Consider the following 18261-nt stretch of genomic DNA (forward strand, 5'->3'; position numbering starts at 1 on the left):
GAGCTCGCCGTTCACGGCAGTCTTCGACGCCTGCGTTCTGTATCCGCCCCGCTGCGGGACTTCCTGATGTGGCTGGCCTTGTCAGGGCGGTTCCGTGCACGGTGGACCGACCTCATCCATGACGAGTGGGTGAGAAATTTGCGGAAGAACCGCCCCGAGCTTGATCCCGCCAACCTGCAGCGCACCGTCGAGTGCATGAACGCCGCTGTTCCAGACGCACTCGTGACCGGTCACGAGGCACTGATCGAGGGGCTGAACCTTCCCGACCCGGACGATCGACACGTCCTTGCGGCCGCCATCCGCTGCGGCGCCAGCGTCATCGTCACATTCAACGAGCGAGACTTCCCCGAGGATCGACTGGCTCCCTTTGGCATCGAAGTTCAGCATCCCGACGAGTTCATCGACAACCTCTTCGATCTGGACCAGGCCGCGGTGGTGGCTGCCGCACAGAAGCAGCGCCACACACTGAAGAATCCCCCCATCGATGCCGACCGCTACCTGGAGATCCTGCTGAAGCAGGGCCTGATCCGTACGGCTAGGAACCTCGCGGGTTTCCGGACGGTGCTCTGAGTAAATCGCACCGGTTTTGAACTGACCCCCAGAAGTTGGACAGCTGGAAGCTAGCAGCTCGATGCCTTGGGACACCGCACCGCCGAGGAGCCGCTGGCGAGCGCGATGTTCAACGTGATTGTGCCCCCCTCCCCCAGCGATAGAGCGGGTCACCGCCCCGACGCCCGTAGCGCCGCCATGGATGGCACCTACCCGCCTAGAACTGCTCCTTCGAGCAAAACCGCGTCCTCACCGCCGAATAGACGCGGTTCCTGACCGCCGTTCACACCATCGGCATTCACCCCGCATCACCAGTGTTCATGCGGGTTCCAGACGTTTTGCAGGGCAGACTCGGTAGGGAACGAATGGCTTTGCTCGCTCATCCCGCGTGAGTTCGGGCTGGCAGGCGCTTCGCTGTGACCAGCTGGGAGGACTTGCACCTCCAGGATGTGCGCCCATGCTGGGCGCACCCATTAAAAAGGGCCCCTTGCGGGGGCCCTTTGCCAAAGACGGCCGCTTGTGGCGGCCTGTAGTTCTTGGAATCAGAACTCGTACTTGGCGGTGATTTGCATGGCCCACTGGGACTCGCCCTTGACCTGGCGCTGTGTGTAGTCATCCACGTTCACGCTGCCATCGTTGTTCTTCGCCACGGCGTAGATGTACTTGCCGCTGGGATCCAGACCGACGTAGTTGACAAAACCTCGCCGCTGCCCACCCGCCGACTGGAAGTTGATCTCGTTGATGCGGCCCCAACGGTTGTTGATCAGGTTGCCGAAGTTCAGGATGTCCAGCGTCAACACCCCCTTGTGCTTGGCCGTGAAGCCGGGGATTTCCTGGCTCACCCGCACATCGAAGCTGTTCACGAAGGGCGAGAAGGCGCTGTTGCGCTTGACCACGCCACCCTTGGCGTCACGCAAGGCCTTGCTTGAATTCACGACGCTCCAGAACAGATCTTCATTGCTGTGGTTGGAGGCCGTGTCGCCGAAGAACACCACCTCACCTGAACCCGGCGCCTTCGGGATGTACATCAGGTCATTGCCCGACACACCGTCGCCATTCAGGTCGTTGCGGTAGGTCCAGCTGTAGGGCTTGCCCTTGCGACCTTCATAGAACACGCCCACGGTCGTCTTGTACTTGCCGATCAGGGCCTGGGACCAGTTCAGGGACGCGTTGACGCGATCCTTCACCAAGTAGATCGAGTTCGCATCGACGTTCTCGTTTGGGTTGAAGACCGAGCGGCCGTTGAAGTTGGAGTTGGACACCGAGGAGGACAACGGGCTGACTTCCGTGGCCGATGTGCGGGTATAGGCGACCTGCCAGTTCAGCCCGTAGATCGGCTTGTTGTTGCCCAGCGAAAGGGTGACCGCATTGCCGCCGCCCTTGTTGGTGCCGGTCGCGAGCAGCACGTTGTTGTAGAGGTCATTCGACAGCGCCCGGCTGCGCACCCCGGAGTTCGTCGCCGAGGTGGCGCAGGCCGCACCCGTCGTGATGGTGCCGCCGGTCGAGTTCCAGCAGGCGGGGTTGTACGCGGCCGGCGTGTAATAGAGCTCCCGTCCGTCCGTGCCCGTGCGCGTCGGTGCGCCAAGGTTCAGATGCTGGTAATAGAGGCCATCCTTGACCTTCGTATTCACCCATTCGGCGCCTGCGACCAGGTTCATGGGCAGTTCGGCATCGAAGGCCAGGTTGAACTTCCAGACCGAAGGCTGCCTCAGCGACGCATCGATGAGGTCGACGTTCGCTGCCGCAGCACCGAAGCCAGTGGTAGGTTGTTTGCTCGGGTCGGGGTTGAACTTGCCGTCGTCCGTGGTCGTGCCGACGACGCAGTTCAGGAAGCCGGTATTGCCGCAGCCCACGAAGCCCGTGGCCAGCCCCGTGTTGGAGAAGGGATTGGACATCCACACCGTGGCCGCAGCGCCCTGGAACAGACCGAAGCCGCCACGGACCTGCTTCTTCTGGTTGGCCTTGTCGTCGAGCACGTAGCTGAACCAGGCGCGCGGCTGAGCCAGATCCCGGCCGTCGGCCGTGATGGCATTGTTCAAGCCAAAGCCACCCTTGGCACGGGTCACCAGGCTACCGTTGACCGAACCGACCACCGGCGCGGCCAGCACCGACGCATTCTGGGCGGGAGCGTCCGGCACCGACGTGCGGTCATAGCGCAGCCCGACGCCGAGCGTCAGCCGGTTGTTGACCGTCCAGGTGTCCTGCAGGAACAAGCCGGTATTCGCCATGGACCACTTAGCGATGCCGTCGTCCAGCGTCTTGCCCTTCTGAGGGATCTGGACCTGGAACCCGCTGTAGCGGCCTCGGGTGAAGTTCTCCAACACCGCCGCTTCGACTTGCGAAGCCAGGAACGTCAACTGCGCGGGCGTCCAACCTGTCGTGTTCGGCGAGCAGTTCATGGTCCCGCCCTTGGCAATGCCGGGGACGTTGTCGTAGGTGAAGGTGTTGGAGCAGTTGAACGTGTAGTTGCCGTTCACGTTCTGGAAGAACGCGTTGTAGATCTTGTTGTTGCTGTAGTCGGCACCGGCCTTGAGCTCATGGTCGCCCAGCACCCAGTTCGCACCGAAATACCCGTCGACGGTTTTCGTGTCGAGCACGTTGAACTGACGGCTGAGTTCTGTGCCGAAATTCAAGAATCGCGTGCCGGTGTTGACACCGGTCGGCGCACCCGCCGGCGCGGGACCGGAGAACGACAGCCCGATCGCCGGCAGCTTGCTGTTGTTCTGCGGCTCGCTGTGGTAGTCACGGTTGGAGAGCTTGAGCTCGGTCGAGAAGTTGGGCGTCCAGTCGGCGAACCACTGGCCGACGACGGTCTCGATCGTCTTCTTCTGGTTCCACCACCACGACGTCAGGTTCAGGCCCGTCGCACTGAAGGCGCCGAAGTTCGTTTCGTCCTGGTCCGTCTTGGTGTAGCGGAAATTGGCCCGATGGTTCTCGTTGATGTTCCAGTCGAGCTTGATCAGCGCGTCCTTCACGGTCACGGGCGCCGGAGCGTTGGTGTCGCCCACAGCAATCCCGTACTTGTCTTTGGCGATCTTCGTCGCAGCATCGATCGCGGTCTGCGTGATCGCCACGTTCGTCAGCGGTCCGCCGACCGGGCCGAACTCAGGCTGGGCACGGTTGCTCTTCAGTTCCTCGTAGCTGGCGAAGAAGAAGAGCTTGTCCTTGATGATCGGACCACCCAACGTGGCGCCGATGGTCTTTTCCGTGAATGGCAGGAAGCCGAACTGTGTGCCCTTCTGGCGGTCATAGCGGCGACCGGTCATCTCGTCGTCGCGGAACACGTAATAGACGCTGCCCTTGAAGTCGTTGGTACCCGACTTCGTCACCGCGTTGATGTTGGCGCCGGTGTAGCCCTGCTGGGTGACGTCGTAGTTGGAGATGTTCACCTGCACCGACTGGATCGCATCGATCGAAATCGGCTGCTTGATGGTCGGCAGGTTGTTGGCTTCGAGACCGAAGGTGTCGTTGATCTTGACGCCGTCGACGGTGATCGAGTTGAAACGCGAGTTCTGGCCGCCGGCTGAGATCTCGCCGCGCTCCTTGTCCGTCTGAGCCAGTCGCGGGTCCTGGCGGGCGTAGTCCTGCAGGTTGCGCGCGATGGACGCGTAGGCATCCAGCTCCTGGCGACCCAGGCTCGTACCCGCGCCCGCGTTGGAGCTGTTGAACTTGTTGTTGGCCGAGGCAGCGGTGCCCGTCACCACCACGGCCTGCAGCGTCTGCGAGCCCAGGCGGATGTCGTAGTTCAGGCTCTCGGCGAGCTGCAGGTAGATGTCATCCTGGCTCGTGCGGTCTGCGCCCTTGGTGACCGTCACGGTGTACGGGCCGCCGACGCGCAGGCCGCGGGCGCTGTAGCGGCCCTCGGCATCGGTCAGCAGCGTGTTCGTCGAGCCCGATTCGCGGTGCACGATCGTGACGGTGGCACCAGCCACCGGCTGGCCCTCGGGCGTCGTGACGCGGCCGCCGATCGCTGCCGTCGTGTTTTGCGCCATCGCGGGAGCTGCAGCGACGATGGCCACTGCTGCACACAACGCCGACAACGGCCATCCGCTACCAAGCCTGCTGTTCATTCCATCACTCCTGTGTAGTCGTGCTCCGGTCACCCGCGGGCTGGCTGACACGACGTCGTCATGCAGGAGCCTCAGGGTTACCGCCAAGCGTTCTCAACGATGGAGCGAAATTGTCATGAAGTTTTATGACGAATCTTTACGGGTAAGTCAGAAGCGCGACACAAAGGGCTGAAAACGAGGTCCGAACCGCACCGGTTTGGTGTGAGTTTTCAGGCTGGAAGAAGGCTTCTTTCGTGGATCTACCCTGTGAGGCAACGCGCCATCGGCGCACCAACGCCGCGCGTTTCACCCTGTTTTGGGCCATTCCCCCATTCCGGCGACACGCGTGGCGAAAGTGCGACAGGTTAGTAAAACAACGACACTTCCGGCTCCTTCCCCCTCCCCTGCCATGGCTTCCAAACCGCTTTTCACCGCCCTGGGCCTCGCACTCGCGGCCGCGCTGGCCGGCTGCGCCACGCCTGCACCGCCGCCGCCCGTCGAGCTGACGCTGCTGTCCATCAACGACTTCCACGGCAACCTGCAGGCCAGCCGTCCCACGCCGGTGATGGCCCGTGCGCCGGACCCGTCCACCGGCAGCGTCAAGGCGCAGCCGGCAGGCGGCGTGGCCCACCTCGCCACGGCGATGGCAGAGCTCAAGGCCCGCCACCCGGACGCGCTGGTCGTGGCCGGTGGCGACCTGATCGGCGCGTCGCCGCTGATCTCCAGCCTGCTCCACGACGAACCGTCGCTCGCGGCGATGTCGGAGCTCGGCATCGCCGCCAGCGCGCTGGGCAACCATGAGCTGGACGCCGGCCTGCCCGAACTGCAGCGCAAGGCGCGCGGCGAATGCGCACCGACCGAATGCCTGTGGCCTGGCTTCAAGGGGCCGGGCTTCCCGTACCTCGGGGCCAACGTGCTGGACGCCGCCACCGGCCAGCCGCTGCTGCCCACACACGTCATCCGCCAGGCCGGCAGCATCAAGGTGGCCATCGCCGGCGTCGCGACGATGACGACGCCGCAGGTCATCGTGGCTCGCGCCATCCAGGGCATCCGCTTCGCCGACGAGGCCGACACGCTCAATGCCCTCGTGCCCCAGCTGAAGGCCGAAGGTGCGCAGGTGCTCGTCGCCGTCATGCACGAGGGCGGCTTGCAGGGCCCCGGCAGCGATGCCAACGACCCGAGCTACGCCTGCCCGACGCTGACCGGCCGCGTGCAGGACATCGCCCGACGCCTGGACCCGGCCTACGCCATCATCATCGGCGGCCACACCCACCACGCCTACACCTGCAAGATCAATGGCCGCCTCGTCGTGCAGGCGGGCAGCTACGGCGGCTGGATCACCGAGAGCCGACTGAAGGTGGACGCCCAGGGCCATGTGCTCGACGCGCAGGCCGTCAACCACCCGGTGCTGCAGTCCGCCTACGCGCCCAACCCGGCACTGGCCGCGCTGGTGGCACGCGCCGCCGCGATGACGGAGGCCGTGCGGCTGCGACCCGTCGTCACGCTCAGCCAGGGCGCCACCCGCCACCCGAAAGAGCCGTACGCCGACGCCCCGCTGGGCAACCTCATCGCCGACAGCCAGCTGACGTTCGCGCGCAAGCAGGGGCCAGCCGACATCGCCTTCATGAACCCGGGCGGCATCCGTGCCGATCTGGTCGTGGAACCCGGCAAGCCCACGACGATGAGCGACCTGCTGGGCATCCAGCCGTTCGGCAACGACATCGTCGCGCTGACGATGACTGGCCAGCAGCTCCGAGACATGCTGCAAAGCCAGCTGCCCAAGGCCGGCGCTCAGCCGCATCTGCTGCAGCCGTCGTGGACGCTGCGCTACCGCTGGCGCACGGCGGCCGATGGCACGCCGGAGCTCGGCGACGTGCTTGTCGATGGCCGACCGCTGGAGCCCGGGCGTGACTACCGCGTCGTCGTGAACGGCTTCCTGGCCGAAGGCGGCGAGACCCAGGGCGGCTTCCGGCTGGGGCGCAATCGCGCCGTGCTGGGCACCGACATCGACGCCCTGACGGAAACGCTGCGCGGCGACCCGCAGGCGCTGCAGCGTGCGGCGCCCGGCCGCATCGTGCGGGACTAGGCTTGACGCCTGCCGGGCCTAGGGAGAGTCCTTAGTCCCGGACTGTCGCCGGTTGCGGCGACCCCACACTGGCCGGCGGCCCGCTCGTCCTAGACTCGGCAGGCCCGGCGCGGCAGCCGGGCTCCAGCGGTTCGGGGGTGCGATGGCGGCATCGAGCATGCAGCGCAGGTCGGAGACCGAAGGCGGGCCCATGACAGCGGCGCTGGCACCGTTCCTGCCGGAGGTGCTGTCTCACCTGCCCTGCGGCCTCGCCGTCTTCGACGCCGAGCGCCGGCTGGTGACGCACAACCCGGAATTCGAACGCCTGCTCGACGCGCCGGCCTCGCTGTTCGCCCGCCAGCCGCTGCACTTCGACGACCTCGTCGCGTTCTTCGCCGCACGCGGCGACTACGGCCAGGGCGACGCCGCGCGGGCCAGCGTCGAGGCCGCACTGGCCCTGGGCCGCCGCACCGTCGGCGGGCGCCTGGAAACCTGCCGCAGCGGCGACCGCCTCATCGAGGCACGCACCGCCATCCTGCCCGAAGGCTCGGCGCTGCCGGGCGGCCTCGTACTCACCTGCCTGGACCTGACGCCGCTGTCCCAGGCCCGCCTGGCCGCCGAGCGCGCCTCCCAGGCCAAGACGCGCTTCCTGGCCAACATCAGCCACGAGATCCGCACGCCGATGAACGCCGTGCTAGGCATGCTGCGGCTGCTGCAGCGGACGCTGCTCGACGCCCGCCAGCGTGACTACGCCGTCAAGGCCGAGGGCGCCGCCCGCGGGCTGCTGGGCCTACTCAACGACGTTCTGGACTTCTCGAAGATCGAGGCCGGCCACCTCGGGCTCGACCCGCACCCCACGCGCCTCGACGAGCTGCTGCGCGACCTGTCCGTCATCCTCGCCGCGCAGAACGACAAGCACGACCTGGAGCTGCTCTTCGACCTGGACCCGGACCTCCCGCCGCTGGTGGTCGCTGATGCGATGCGGCTGCAGCAGGTCCTCGTCAACCTGGCGGGCAATGCGGTCAAGTTCACCGCCGCGGGTGAGGTGGTGATGGGCATTCGGCGCATCTCCCGCACGGCAGACGCCGTCACGCTCGTCTTCACGGTGCGCGACACCGGCATCGGCATCGCACCGGATCAGCTGGAGCGCATCTTTGCTGGCTTCACGCAGGCCGAAGCGTCCACCGCGCGACGCTTCGGCGGTACCGGCCTGGGCCTGGCCATCAGCCGCCACCTGGTGCGGCTGATGGGGGGCGACATCCATGTCGACAGCGCGCCGGGCCGGGGCAGCTGCTTCAGCTTCACGCTCGGCTTCCCGCTGCCTGCCGACATGCCCGCCACCGCGCCGCGCCAGCCGCTGCGGGCCCTGGTGGTGGACGACCACGCGGAGGCACGACGCCTCATTGGCGCGCTCGCCGAGTCGCTCGGCTGGCAGGTGCGGGCGGCCGGCAGCGGCGAGCAGGCGCTGGCGCAAGCGAGTGCCGAGCCCCCGGACGTCGTGCTGCTGGACTGGGTCATGCGCGGCATGGATGGCTGGCAGACCGCCGTGCAGTTGCGCCGTCAGCTGGGACCGGAGCCGCTGATCCTGATGGTCACCGGCCACGACCGCGAACGCCTGGCGCAGCGCTCGGCCGCCGAACAGGCGCTGCTGGACGGATTCCTCGTCAAGCCCATCACCGCAGCCATGCTCAACCAGGCGGTGTCGTGCGGGCGGCAGGCCCGCAGCAGCCACGCCGCGGCCCCCGAAGCGGCACCGCAGCGGCTGGCCGGGCTGCGCCTGCTGGTCGTGGAAGACAACCCCGGCAACCAGCAGGTCACCCGCGAGCTGCTGGAACTCGAAGGCGCGGCCGTCACGGTGGCCGGCGACGGCCAGCAGGCGTTGACGCTGCTGGCGCAGACGCGCGGCCAGGTCGGCTTCGACGCCGTGCTGATGGACGTGCAGATGCCCGTCATGGACGGCACCACGGCTACGCGGCTGATCCGCCGCCAGCTGGGCCTGACGCTGCCAGTCATCGCGATGACGGCCGGCGCCCTCGCACAGGAGCGCCAGGCCTGCTTGGACGCCAGCATGGACGAACACATCGGCAAGCCCTTCGACCCCGACACCGTCGTCGCCGTGCTGATGCGCCGCTGTGGGGTGGCGCCGGTGCCCGGCCCACACCCGGCCGCCCCCCCCGAGCTGCCGCCAACGCTGCTGGACGACGCCGGTCGCGCGGGCATCGCGTTGGCCGAGGCACTGGCGCGCATGTCGGGCCGCGTGGAGCTCTTCGAGCGCACGCTGGCAGCCCTCCACGAGCAGGACCGAAAACTGGTGAGCCAGTTGGCCCAGGGCGGCAGCGCCGCCGCCCGCAGCCTGCACGGCTACCGCGGCCTTGCGGCGATGCTGGGCGCCGAGCAACTGGCCGCGCTGGCCGGCGAGGGCGAGCACGCGGCCCGGCCCGATGATGAATGGCGCCGTCGCTTCCTAGAACGCCGCGAGGCCGACCTGGCCGCATTGGACCGCTTCGCCGCCGACCTGACGGCGGGCCGGCAGCCGCCGCCCGAGCTCGCGGCCGCCGACGCGTCCAGCCTCGCTGCGAAGCTCGACGTGCTGATCGACCGCCTCGCCGGCTCCGACCTGGAAGCCCTGGACCTGCACCAGGCCCTGCGTCAGCAGTTGCAGGATGCCCGCGCCGCCAGGCTGGACGAGGCCATGGCGCTGCTGGACTTCGACCGCGCGCTGGACCTCTGCCGCCAGCTGCGCACGACGCTGAATACGGTGCCGTCATGATGCAGCTCAGCCTGCCGGAGCACACGCCACTGCAGCCCGGGCAGTCCGCGCCCGGCCGCCGACCGCGCCTGCTGGTGGTCGACGACCAGCCGGCCAACATCCAGGCGCTGCATCGCGTCTTCGCCGCCGACTGCCAGGTGCTGATGGCCACCCACGGCGCCCGTGCGCTGCAGTTGTGCCGCGAGCGCCAGCCCGACGTCGTGCTGCTGGACGTGCAGATGCCCGGCATGGACGGGCATGAGCTCTGCGCCGAGCTCAAGGCCGACCCGCTGCTGCGCGCCATCGCCGTCATCTTCGTCACGTCGCAGGACCGGCCCGAGGACGAGACGCGCGCGCTGGACGCCGGCGCGGCGGACTTCATCACCAAGCCCTTCAATCCCACTGTGGTGCGCGCCCGCGTGCGCACCCAGCTGACGCTCAAGGCGCAGTCGGACCTGCTGCGCACGCTCGCCTTCGTCGACGGGCTCACGGGCGTCTACAACCGCCGCCACTTCGACGAGCGCTTCCTGGCCGAATCGGGACGCGCCCAGCGCACCCGCAGCCCGCTGGGCGTCGCGCTGGCCGACGTGGACCATTTCAAGCATTACAACGATGCGCTGGGCCACCTAGCCGGCGACGACTGCCTGCGCCGCGTGGCCGGCACGTTGCGCGCCTGCCTGCGCCGACCCACCGACCTGCTGGCCCGCTATGGCGGCGAGGAATTCGTCTGCCTGCTGCCCGACACCGACCTGGCCGGCGCCATCGGCGTGGCGCAACTGATGGAGGAGCGCGTGCGCTCGCTGGCGCTGCCGCATCCCGGCGTCGGCGGCTGCGTGACGATCAGCCTGGGCGTCAGCGCCGGCTGCCAGGCCGACGGCCTCGTCGAGGCGGCCGACAAGGCGCTCTACATCGCCAAGGCGGCCGGCCGCGGGCGTGTCAGCTGGGTGGGGAGCTGAGGCTCCCAGCCAGCAGAAACGACGCAGGGTCTCGGCCGCTCGCAAACTGTTTTTCGCTTCAGCCCCCGGTCTTAGCTGGAGGAGACAGGCCAACACGGTTTGAAAAATCGCCTTCAGGCGATGTGGTCCCGCCATCGTTCAAAGGCGATTTCTTGATTTAGTCGCCCGGGCAGCAACCGACCGGCTTCGACAGGGTCGACTACGAGCCGATGAACGACGAGGCGGTCGCACGGCCGACGGTCAAGCCAAGAACTTCTCCATCTTCCTGCTGCCCGGCGACGGCTACCGCATGACTCCGCTTTACGACGTCATCTCGGTCTGTTCCGCTCTAGGAACGTGCACTACCAACTTGACCGCATCCAGACGCGCCATTGGCAGGGCTAGCCCAACGCAGCGGGGTGGAAAAGGTGCCTGGGAGGCGATGCAGGCGCTGGTGGCCAGGGTGGAGCCGGCCATCGCTGCGGTGAAAGGGCCACTACCGGCGGGCTTTCCCGAGCGCACCGCCGGTGCCATCTTCGACGGAGCGCGACGCCAGCTAGGCAGGTGGCAGGCGGGGCTGCAGTGCCCGGCTGAGCCCGCTGGAGGCGGCTGAACCCGGTTCTGTTGCCGGGCCGTCAGCCGATTCGATCAGTGTCGAGGGCTACCGACTGGACGGCGAAGGCCAGGAACCAGGCGCTGGGTTCATGGCAATGCCATCCGTGAAGAGCGCAGATTGTCGGCAGCAAATCGCGCTGGAACGCCCGTCAAAAGCCGAGTGCTGCCCCTGCACCCAGGAGTGTCGCTACGCCCAACAGCGCGAAGATGGCTGCCGCAATGGAGTGCACCAACTTCATCGGAATTCGGTTGGCCAGCTTGTCACCAAGGAACACTGCTGGCACGTCAGCCAAAAGCATGCCCAGCGTCGTGCCGATGACCACCCAGACGGGGTTGGCGAAGTGAGCCGCCATCGCCACCGTGGCGATCTGCGTCTTGTCTCCCATCTCAGCCAGGAAGAAGGTCAGCGCCGTAGCGCCGAAAACGCCGAAGCGCTTGGCGACCTGCGTCTCCTCTTCCTCGATCTTGTCCGGAATGAGCGTCCAGATGGCCATGCCGATGAACGACGCGCCCAGCACCCAACGCAGGACGTCAGGAGACACCGCCGACGTGATCCAGGCACCCAAGGCGCCGGCAGCGCCGTGATTCACGATGGTCGCGCACAGGATGCCGGCAATGATGGGCCATGGCTTCTTGAAACGGGCTGCCAGGATGAAGGCCAGGAGTTGAGTCTTGTCACCGATTTCGGCCAGGGCCACGACGCCCGTTGAGACAAAGAGTGCTTCCACAAAGGTTCCACGGCCGGTTCCAAGACGAATGACCACGTCGCCTCCCCGGCCAGTGCGGAGGCGATGTGGTCAAAGGTCTTGCCAGGTCTGGAACTGCTGACGCCATGGCCTGCGGGCCAAGTGTGTTGACGTCAGCCTCTTCGGACGAAGAGCGGCTACTCCCCAGTGACGGCAACATTATCGCGCGCCCCCGGAGTCAGCGACGCTCGCTCTGGGCAAATTCCAGCTGACGATCTACAGCCAGAAAATGGCCACGGCCCATGCATACGCCTCCATGGGCGACATACACCTGCCCAGCTGCGGTCGGGTGCTGCGACAGCGGCCATGGACCGCGTCGTTAGGGAAGCGGCGCCAACCAGCCAGGCGGTGACTTCTGCCCCGACCCTCACCACGGGTAATATGAGCCGAGGGCTTCGGTCTGCGCTGCCGTCCGCTCCCCAGTCCCCCCCACCCGCCCGCCCAGGGCTACTCTCGCTGAGGACAGTATGAACAAGCCCATGGCAGCGGTCGGCGCGCTACTGGACGAATCCCGTGACCAGGTCCTCGCCGAGTGGCAGACGGAAATTGCTGCCCACGAGGGCAGTCGGTCCAGCACCGCCGATCCCCGCGAGACCGCTGGACTGCTAGACGCCCTGGCCACGGGCGTGCGCAGCGGCAGCGCGGCCGATGAGTTCGACACTGGCGCGGCATGGATGGCCCTGCGCGCGAACCTCGAAGCCCTGTCGAAATCGCGTGCGGCCCAAGGCTTCACCGCGGCCGACACCAGCCGCCTGGTGCTGGCGCTCAAGCGGGCGCTGTTCGCCGGCCTGCAGCGCCGCCACGCCGGTGATACGGCCACCTTGCTGGACCTGACGTGGGAGATCTCCACACTGGTCGACAAGATGGCGCAGTTCACGGTGACGACCTACCAACGCACCCGCGAAGAGATCATCGTCCGCCAGCAGCAGGAGCTGCTGGAGCTGTCCACCCCAGTCGTCAAGCTGTGGGACGGCGTGCTCGCCGTGCCGATGATCGGCACCCTCGACAGCGTCCGGACGCAGCTCGTCATGGAGGCGCTGCTGCAGCGTATCGTCGAGACTGAATCCGAGCTGGCCATCATCGATATCACCGGGGTTCCGACGGTCGACACGCTGGTCGCGCAGCACCTGCTGAAGACCGTCACCGCCATCCGCCTGATGGGCGCGGACTGCATCATCAGCGGCATCCGCCCACAGATCGCCCAGACGATCGTGCACCTCGGCATCGACCTCCAAGGCATCACGACGAAGGCGACGCTGGCCGACGCGCTGGCGCTCGCGCTCAAGCGCGCTGGGTTCGTCGTCTCACGCGGCAAAGTCACCGCACCCTGACATGCAGCGCATCCCGATCCTCCAGATGGGCAGCTGCCTGCTGGTCACCATCCAGGTCGACCTGCAGGACCAGACCGCGCTGGCACTGCAGGACGACCTGGCTGCCAAGATCGAACGCAGCGGCGCCCGCGGCGTGCTGATCGACATCTCCGCCCTCGAAATCGTCGACTCCTTCATCGGCCGCATGCTGGCCAGCATTTCCGGGATTGCCCGCGTGCTGGACGCCATGACCGTCGTCGTGGGCATGCAACCGGCGGTGGCCATCACGCTGGTCGAGCTGGGCCTGTCACTGGACGGTGTGCGCACCGCCCTCAACGTCGAGCGCGGCATGCACCTGCTGCGCGCGGCCCAAGCCGAGGCCGCCACCGATGACGCCGCCGAGTGAAGGGCACCTGCCGGTCGCCAGCGAGACCGATATCGTGCTGGCACGTCAGCAAGTCCGCAAGCTCACACAGGAGCTCAAGTTCTCGCTGGTCGACCAGACCAAGATGATCACCGCCGCGAGCGAGCTGGCCCGCAATACGCTCATCTACGGAGGCGGGGGCGCGATGGAGTGGTCGCTGGTGCACAACGGCGTGCGCTCCGGGCTGCGGCTGTCGTTCGTCGACCAGGGCCCGGGCATCCCCGACCTCGACCTCGCGTTGAAGGACGGCTGGACCTCCGGCGGCGGCCTTGGCATGGGCCTGTCGGGCAGCAAGCGCCTCGTCAACGAGTTCGAAATCGATACTGCGGTCGGACGCGGTACGCGCGTGACCATCACACGCTGGAAGTGAACCCGTGACACCGCATCAACGCTTCGCCGTCGAAGAGGCGAGCCAAGTGGGCGAAGCCCGCCGTGCAGCGAAGGCGATGGCGCAAGACAACGGATTCGACGAGGTGGCCGCCGGCAGGCTGGCGCTGGCCGTGACTGAATTGGGCACCAACCTCGTCCGCCATGCGCGCGAGGGCGCGATGTTGTTCGGCCGGGGCGCGCAGGGCGAGATCGACGTGGTGGCCTGGGACCGCGGCCCCGGCATGGACCTGGCGCGCTGCGAACGTGACGGTTTCTCGACCGCGGGGTCCGCCGGGCAAGGGCTGGGCGCCGCGCGGCGCGCGGTCGACCGCTTTTCGGCCTACTCGCTACCGGGCCGCGGCACCGTCATCGCAGCGCGTATCCGCGGCGCGGCGCCGAAAGAGGATGCCAGCCGCTTCGACGTGGCAGCCCTCGGCCTGCCAGCGCCTGGGGAGCGCGTCTCCGGGGATAGCTGGGGCGAGCGCCGTGATGGCAATCAACTTCTATTGCTGCTGGCCGACGGTCTGGGCCATGGCGTCGACGCCGCCGTGGCGGCCGACACCGCGATCGCCAGCCTGGCCGAGACGCGCACCAACAGTCCGGCTGAACTGCTGCAGCGCGCCCACGAGTCGATGCGCCACACCCGGGGAGCCGCCGCCGCGCTGGTGCACTGCGATGCCGACGGTCTGCGCTTCGCCGGGGCGGGCAACATCTGCGCGCGCCTGATCTCCGGCGTGCAGGACCGCAGCCTCATGTCACAGCACGGCACGCTAGGCGTGCAGATACGCCGGTTGCAGGACATGCGCTACGACTGGCCGGCGCATGCGATTCTCGTGCTCCATTCGGACGGCATCGTCACGCGCTGGACGATCGACGACGCGCCGGGCCTGCTGCAGTGCGACCCGGCTGTCATCGCCGGCTGGATATTGCGTGATCATTGCCGCGGGCGTGACGACGCAACGGTCGTCGTCGTCAAACGACGCCCTTGAGGAGTTGTCTTCCGCCATGAGCAGCACGCTTCAACAGGAACTGGCCGACGCGCGCACCCAGCTCGCCGCCCTGCAGGCCGAGCTGGATGAGACCAACCGGGGCGTGCTGGCCCTCTACGCCGAGCTCGACACGCAGGCCCAGCAACTGCGCCAGGCCACCGAACTCAAGAGCCGCTTCCTGGCCTACATGAGCCACGAGTTCCGCACCCCGATCTCTTCCATCCGCAGCCTCACGCGGCTGCTGCTGGACCGTGTGGATGGGCCGCTCACCGTCGAGCAGGAAAAGCAGATCAACTTCATCCGCACCACCTCGGAGGAGTTCGCCGAGATGGTCAACGACCTGCTCGACCTGGCCAAGGTGGAGGCCGGCCGCATCGACATCTCCCCGGCCTGGTTTGATCTCGTCGACCTGTTCGCCGCGCTGCGCGGCATGTTCAAGCCGGTGCTCGTCAACCCGGAAGTGCAGCTGATCTTCGAAGACCCTCAGGGTGCCGCGCCGCTCTACACGGACGACGCCAAGCTCTCGCAGATCCTGCGCAACTTCATCTCCAATGCGCTCAAGTTCACGCAGCGCGGCGAGGTGAGGGTGACAGCCGTGCGAGGTGACGATGACACCATGACGTTCTCCGTCGCCGACACCGGCATCGGCATCGCGCCGGAGTTCCATGAAGCCATCTTCCAGGACTTCACGCAGGTGAACTCGCCCATCCAGAAGCGCCTGCGTGGCACGGGGCTTGGCTTGTCGCTAAGCCGGCGCCTGGCCGAACTGCTGGGGGGCCACGTTGCATTGGAGAGCAGCATCGGGATGGGCTCCACGTTCTCCGTCACTGTGCCGCTGCGGCTGCGCGCGCAGGAGCCTTCATGACCGACCTGGACGCCCTCGACGGCGGCCAGCGCAGCGTGGACCGCTCGCGCCACCGGTTACTCATCGTCAACGACGACCCGGTCGGCCGCTACACCACAGTACGCCAGCTCGGCGCCGCCGGCTTCCCTACGTTGGAGGCGGCCACCGGCGCCGAGGCGCTGATGCTGGCCGACGGGGCACTCGGTGCGATCGTGCTGGACATCCACTTGCCCGACATCGATGGCTTCGAAGTGTGCCGCCGGCTGCGCGCGCAGCCGGGCACACGCCGCGTACCCATCGTCCACCTCACCGCCGCCTTCCTCAGCGACGAGGACAAGGTGCGCGGCCTTGATGCCGGCGCCGACGCGTACCTGACCCACCCGGTGGAGCCGGCCGTCCTGGTGTCGACCATCCAGGCGCTGGTGCGCACCCGCGCCGCAGAAGATGCGATGCGGCGCAGCGAGTCGCGCTTCAGGGCGGTGTATGCGCGAGCGCCGGTGGGCGTGTGTCTGCTGGACAGCGTCAACGGTACCGTGCTGGACGCCAACCCCGCCATGCTGGCGCTGCTGCGCCGTGACGCGGGCCAAGTCGTCGGCAGGCCATTGGCCGATTTCGCCACTCCGGAGCGCCGTGCGCAGGCATCGGCCTTTGGTGCAGCGCTCGCCAGCGCGCAGGACAGCGCCACGCGGGAACTCGCCCTGCAGGACCCCGACGGCAACGAGATACCGCTGGAATGGTCGACCGTGCCGGACATCGAGCCACGCGTTTGCCTCGCGATGGCCGTCGATCTTCGGCCCCGCATCGAGCTGGCCCGCCAGCGCGAGTCGCTGCTGGATCGCGAACGGGACGCGCGCAGCGAGGCTGAGCGCATCAGCCGCATGAAGGATGAGCTGATCGCCGTGCTGTCGCACGAGCTGCGGACGCCACTGAACGCCATCATGGGCTGGGCGCATGTGCTGCAGAAGCGCCCAACGCCCGACATGCTGGAGCGCGCCGCAGCGGCCATTGACCGCAACGTCACCGTGCAGGCGCGCATGATCTCGGACATCCTAGACATGTCCCGGATGAACATCGGCAAACTGCCGCTGGCACTCGAACCCGTGGACCTGCGCGAGCTCATCGACGCGACGGTTAACGCGGTGCAGGCGACCTTCAACGAGCGCAACCAACGACTGAAGCTGGAGCTCGACGCCATTGACCAACCGCTGCACGCCGATGGCTCTCGCATCCAGCAGGTGCTGTGGAACCTGCTTGGCAACGCGGCCAAGTTCTCACCCGCCGGCAGTGAGATCACGCTGCGCACGCGCGACGTTGGCGGGGGGGTCGCCATCGCTGTCATCGATCAGGGCCAGGGCATCAGCGCGGAGTTTCTGCCACACGTTTTCGAGAGGTTCACCCAGAGCGATGTGGCCAGCAACCGCAGGCACGGTGGCCTCGGGCTGGGGCTCTCTATCGTGAAGCACATCGTCGAATTGCACGGAGGCCGCGTCAGCGCACATAGCCAAGGGACGGACCGTGGCGCCACCTTCGAAGTCTGGCTACCGCTTCAGGCGGGTAGCGTGGCGAGCGACCCGGCGTCGCCTGTGCCACCGGTAGAACGAGAGTCTGACTCTCACGCCAAGTCGTTGCAGAACCGGCGAGTGCTCGTCGTGGACGACGACCGCGATGCTGGCGCGATGCTCCGTCTAGTGCTGGGCGAGAAGGGTGCGCATGCCGTGGTCGTCACCAGTGTGGACGACGCGCTGGCTGCGGTCGCGCAGCAATCCTTCGACGTGTTGATCAGCGACATCGGCATGCCCGGCAAGGACGGCTATGCGCTGATGCGCGAGCTCCGTGCCCATGCCGTACGCGCACGTCACGGTCAACCACTGAAGGCGATCGCCCTGACAGCGTTCGGACGTCCCGAAGACCGCCACCAATCGCTGGAAGCTGGCTTCGACGAGCATTTCGCGAAGCCGCTGCGCCCCCATCTACTGTTGCAGGCGCTGGAACGGCTGCTGGCCGAGTGACGTAGTGACGATTCGGCGCTGTGCCCCGCACGTCGCAAGTCACTATTGCCTGGATCCGTGGGCTCACCTCTGAAGGCGCTCACACTGCTGGTGCTGGCTGACCAGCGACATCGCCCGCAGCTACCTGGGCTTGCTGGTGGGGGCAAGAGCGACTTCGATGCCATCGAGAACCTGCGTGGCGACAAGTTCTTCTTGCAGGCTGGGGCATCGGACTGCTGCCACCGAGCCCGACGCTGCGCCAGCGCATGGATGCGCACGCCGTGCCGCTGGCCGAGCGGGTGATGTCCATGACCGAGCGACTGCTCGTGCGTCATGCGCCCGACTACGGCGTGCTGTCGTGCCGCTGTCTGCCGCTTGATATCGACGTTAGGTGACCCCCACCTGAGGAGGTTACCAGGCGGTCTGGGCAACCGTCGACGCATCACCGAATCCGGGTAGGCTAAGCGTTGTGAAAACCAGCCAGGCCGTCCGCACGATGTTGGCACGCGTTCCCGCCCCATGGGGAGCTGCGCTAGGCATTTGCGCCTTCGTTGCAGCCGGTCTCTTGATCGCACGGCTTTCGCCTCCGCTGCGAGACTCAGAAACGGAGTCCAGGGAGTGCGCAAAGC

13 protein-coding genes and 1 riboswitch are annotated in these 18261 nt (G+C 67.2%); of the genes, 11 read left to right on the forward strand and 2 right to left on the reverse strand.

Features of this window, described 5'->3' with window-relative positions:
• Nucleotides 1–66: 66 nt before the first annotated feature.
• Nucleotides 67–570, forward strand: a complete 504-nt coding sequence (locus LXT13_RS10650) for a VapC50 family PIN domain-containing toxin (protein WP_474100262.1) — start codon at nt 67–69, stop codon at nt 568–570.
• Between the two features lie 521 nt (nt 571–1091).
• Here LXT13_RS10650 and LXT13_RS10655 read toward each other — a convergent pair.
• Complete coding sequence (locus LXT13_RS10655) at nt 1092–4619, reverse strand: TonB-dependent receptor (protein WP_233371896.1); 3528 nt, start codon at nt 4617–4619, stop codon at nt 1092–1094.
• Between the two features lie 388 nt (nt 4620–5007).
• On the opposite strand from LXT13_RS10655, the gene LXT13_RS10660 reads away from it, so the two are divergent.
• The 3 genes from LXT13_RS10660 to LXT13_RS10670 all read left to right on the forward strand — a co-directional run bounded on the left by LXT13_RS10660 (nt 5008) and on the right by LXT13_RS10670 (nt 10368).
• Nucleotides 5008–6684 (forward strand): bifunctional metallophosphatase/5'-nucleotidase, encoded by a 1677-nt coding sequence (locus LXT13_RS10660; RefSeq protein WP_233371897.1) that lies wholly within the window; start codon nt 5008–5010, stop codon nt 6682–6684.
• A 190-nt stretch (nt 6685–6874) separates the two neighbouring features.
• Nucleotides 6875–9433 carry a response regulator gene (locus LXT13_RS10665; RefSeq protein ID WP_233371898.1) on the forward strand — a complete coding sequence of 853 codons (2559 nt, stop codon included), beginning with the start codon at nt 6875–6877 and terminating at the stop codon, nt 9431–9433.
• Nucleotides 9430–10368, forward strand: coding sequence for a diguanylate cyclase (locus tag LXT13_RS10670; RefSeq protein WP_233371899.1), 939 nt, complete (start codon nt 9430–9432; stop codon nt 10366–10368). Before LXT13_RS10665 ends, LXT13_RS10670 begins: the two co-directional genes overlap by 4 nt.
• Nucleotides 10369–11111: 743 nt before the next feature.
• Here LXT13_RS10670 and LXT13_RS10675 read toward each other — a convergent pair.
• On the reverse strand, nt 11112–11690 hold the full coding sequence (locus tag LXT13_RS10675; RefSeq protein ID WP_233371998.1) for a TMEM165/GDT1 family protein: 579 nt from the start codon (nt 11688–11690) through the stop codon (nt 11112–11114).
• 2 nt (nt 11691–11692) lie between these two features.
• A riboswitch (yybP-ykoY riboswitch) is annotated at nt 11693–11866 on the reverse strand.
• Nucleotides 11867–12175: 309 nt separating this feature from the next.
• Between LXT13_RS10675 and LXT13_RS10680 the strand changes: the two genes are divergently transcribed.
• The 7 genes from LXT13_RS10680 (at nt 12176) to LXT13_RS28470 (ending at nt 18027) form a co-directional block, all read left to right on the forward strand.
• On the forward strand, nt 12176–13039 hold the full coding sequence (locus LXT13_RS10680; protein ID WP_233371900.1) for an STAS domain-containing protein: 864 nt from the start codon (nt 12176–12178) through the stop codon (nt 13037–13039).
• Nucleotide 13040: 1 nt separating this feature from the next.
• Nucleotides 13041–13424: an STAS domain-containing protein gene (locus LXT13_RS10685; protein WP_233371901.1), complete on the forward strand. Its 384-nt coding sequence runs from the start codon at nt 13041–13043 to the stop codon at nt 13422–13424.
• Complete coding sequence (locus tag LXT13_RS10690; RefSeq protein ID WP_233371902.1) at nt 13408–13812, forward strand: anti-sigma regulatory factor; 405 nt, start codon at nt 13408–13410, stop codon at nt 13810–13812. The genes LXT13_RS10685 and LXT13_RS10690 overlap by 17 nt, the downstream gene beginning before the upstream one ends.
• 4 nt (nt 13813–13816) lie before the next feature.
• Nucleotides 13817–14800 (forward strand): ATP-binding protein, encoded by a 984-nt coding sequence (locus LXT13_RS28795; protein WP_233371903.1) that lies wholly within the window; start codon nt 13817–13819, stop codon nt 14798–14800.
• A 16-nt stretch (nt 14801–14816) separates the two neighbouring features.
• On the forward strand, nt 14817–15665 hold the full coding sequence (locus tag LXT13_RS10700; RefSeq protein ID WP_233371904.1) for a sensor histidine kinase: 849 nt from the start codon (nt 14817–14819) through the stop codon (nt 15663–15665).
• On the forward strand, nt 15662–17653 hold the full coding sequence (locus LXT13_RS10705) for a hybrid sensor histidine kinase/response regulator (protein ID WP_233371905.1): 1992 nt from the start codon (nt 15662–15664) through the stop codon (nt 17651–17653). The genes LXT13_RS10700 and LXT13_RS10705 overlap by 4 nt, the downstream gene beginning before the upstream one ends.
• A 245-nt stretch (nt 17654–17898) precedes the next feature.
• Nucleotides 17899–18027 carry a hypothetical protein gene (locus LXT13_RS28470; protein ID WP_255719361.1) on the forward strand — a complete coding sequence of 43 codons (129 nt, stop codon included), beginning with the start codon at nt 17899–17901 and terminating at the stop codon, nt 18025–18027.
• Nucleotides 18028–18261: the final 234 nt, after the last annotated feature.

This window comes from Pelomonas cellulosilytica (assembly GCF_021353265.1).
Classification (GTDB): domain Bacteria; phylum Pseudomonadota; class Gammaproteobacteria; order Burkholderiales; family Burkholderiaceae_C; genus Pelomonas; species Pelomonas cellulosilytica.

What these genes read in the sequence shown, in the direction of transcription:
- LXT13_RS10650 (WP_474100262.1), top strand. Translation starts at nt 67, where the DNA reads ATGTGGCTGGCCTTGTCAGGGCGGTTCCGTGCACGGTGGACCGACCTC.
- LXT13_RS10655 (WP_233371896.1), bottom strand. Translation starts at nt 4,619, where the DNA reads ATGAACAGCAGGCTTGGTAGCGGATGGCCGTTGTCGGCGTTGTGTGCA.
- LXT13_RS10660 (WP_233371897.1), top strand. Translation starts at nt 5,008, where the DNA reads ATGGCTTCCAAACCGCTTTTCACCGCCCTGGGCCTCGCACTCGCGGCC.
- LXT13_RS10665 (WP_233371898.1), top strand. Translation starts at nt 6,875, where the DNA reads ATGACAGCGGCGCTGGCACCGTTCCTGCCGGAGGTGCTGTCTCACCTG.
- LXT13_RS10670 (WP_233371899.1), top strand. Translation starts at nt 9,430, where the DNA reads ATGATGCAGCTCAGCCTGCCGGAGCACACGCCACTGCAGCCCGGGCAG.
- LXT13_RS10680 (WP_233371900.1), top strand. Translation starts at nt 12,176, where the DNA reads ATGAACAAGCCCATGGCAGCGGTCGGCGCGCTACTGGACGAATCCCGT.
- LXT13_RS10685 (WP_233371901.1), top strand. Translation starts at nt 13,041, where the DNA reads ATGCAGCGCATCCCGATCCTCCAGATGGGCAGCTGCCTGCTGGTCACC.
- LXT13_RS10690 (WP_233371902.1), top strand. Translation starts at nt 13,408, where the DNA reads ATGACGCCGCCGAGTGAAGGGCACCTGCCGGTCGCCAGCGAGACCGAT.
- LXT13_RS10700 (WP_233371904.1), top strand. Translation starts at nt 14,817, where the DNA reads ATGAGCAGCACGCTTCAACAGGAACTGGCCGACGCGCGCACCCAGCTC.
- LXT13_RS10705 (WP_233371905.1), top strand. Translation starts at nt 15,662, where the DNA reads ATGACCGACCTGGACGCCCTCGACGGCGGCCAGCGCAGCGTGGACCGC.
- LXT13_RS28470 (WP_255719361.1), top strand. Translation starts at nt 17,899, where the DNA reads ATGGATGCGCACGCCGTGCCGCTGGCCGAGCGGGTGATGTCCATGACC.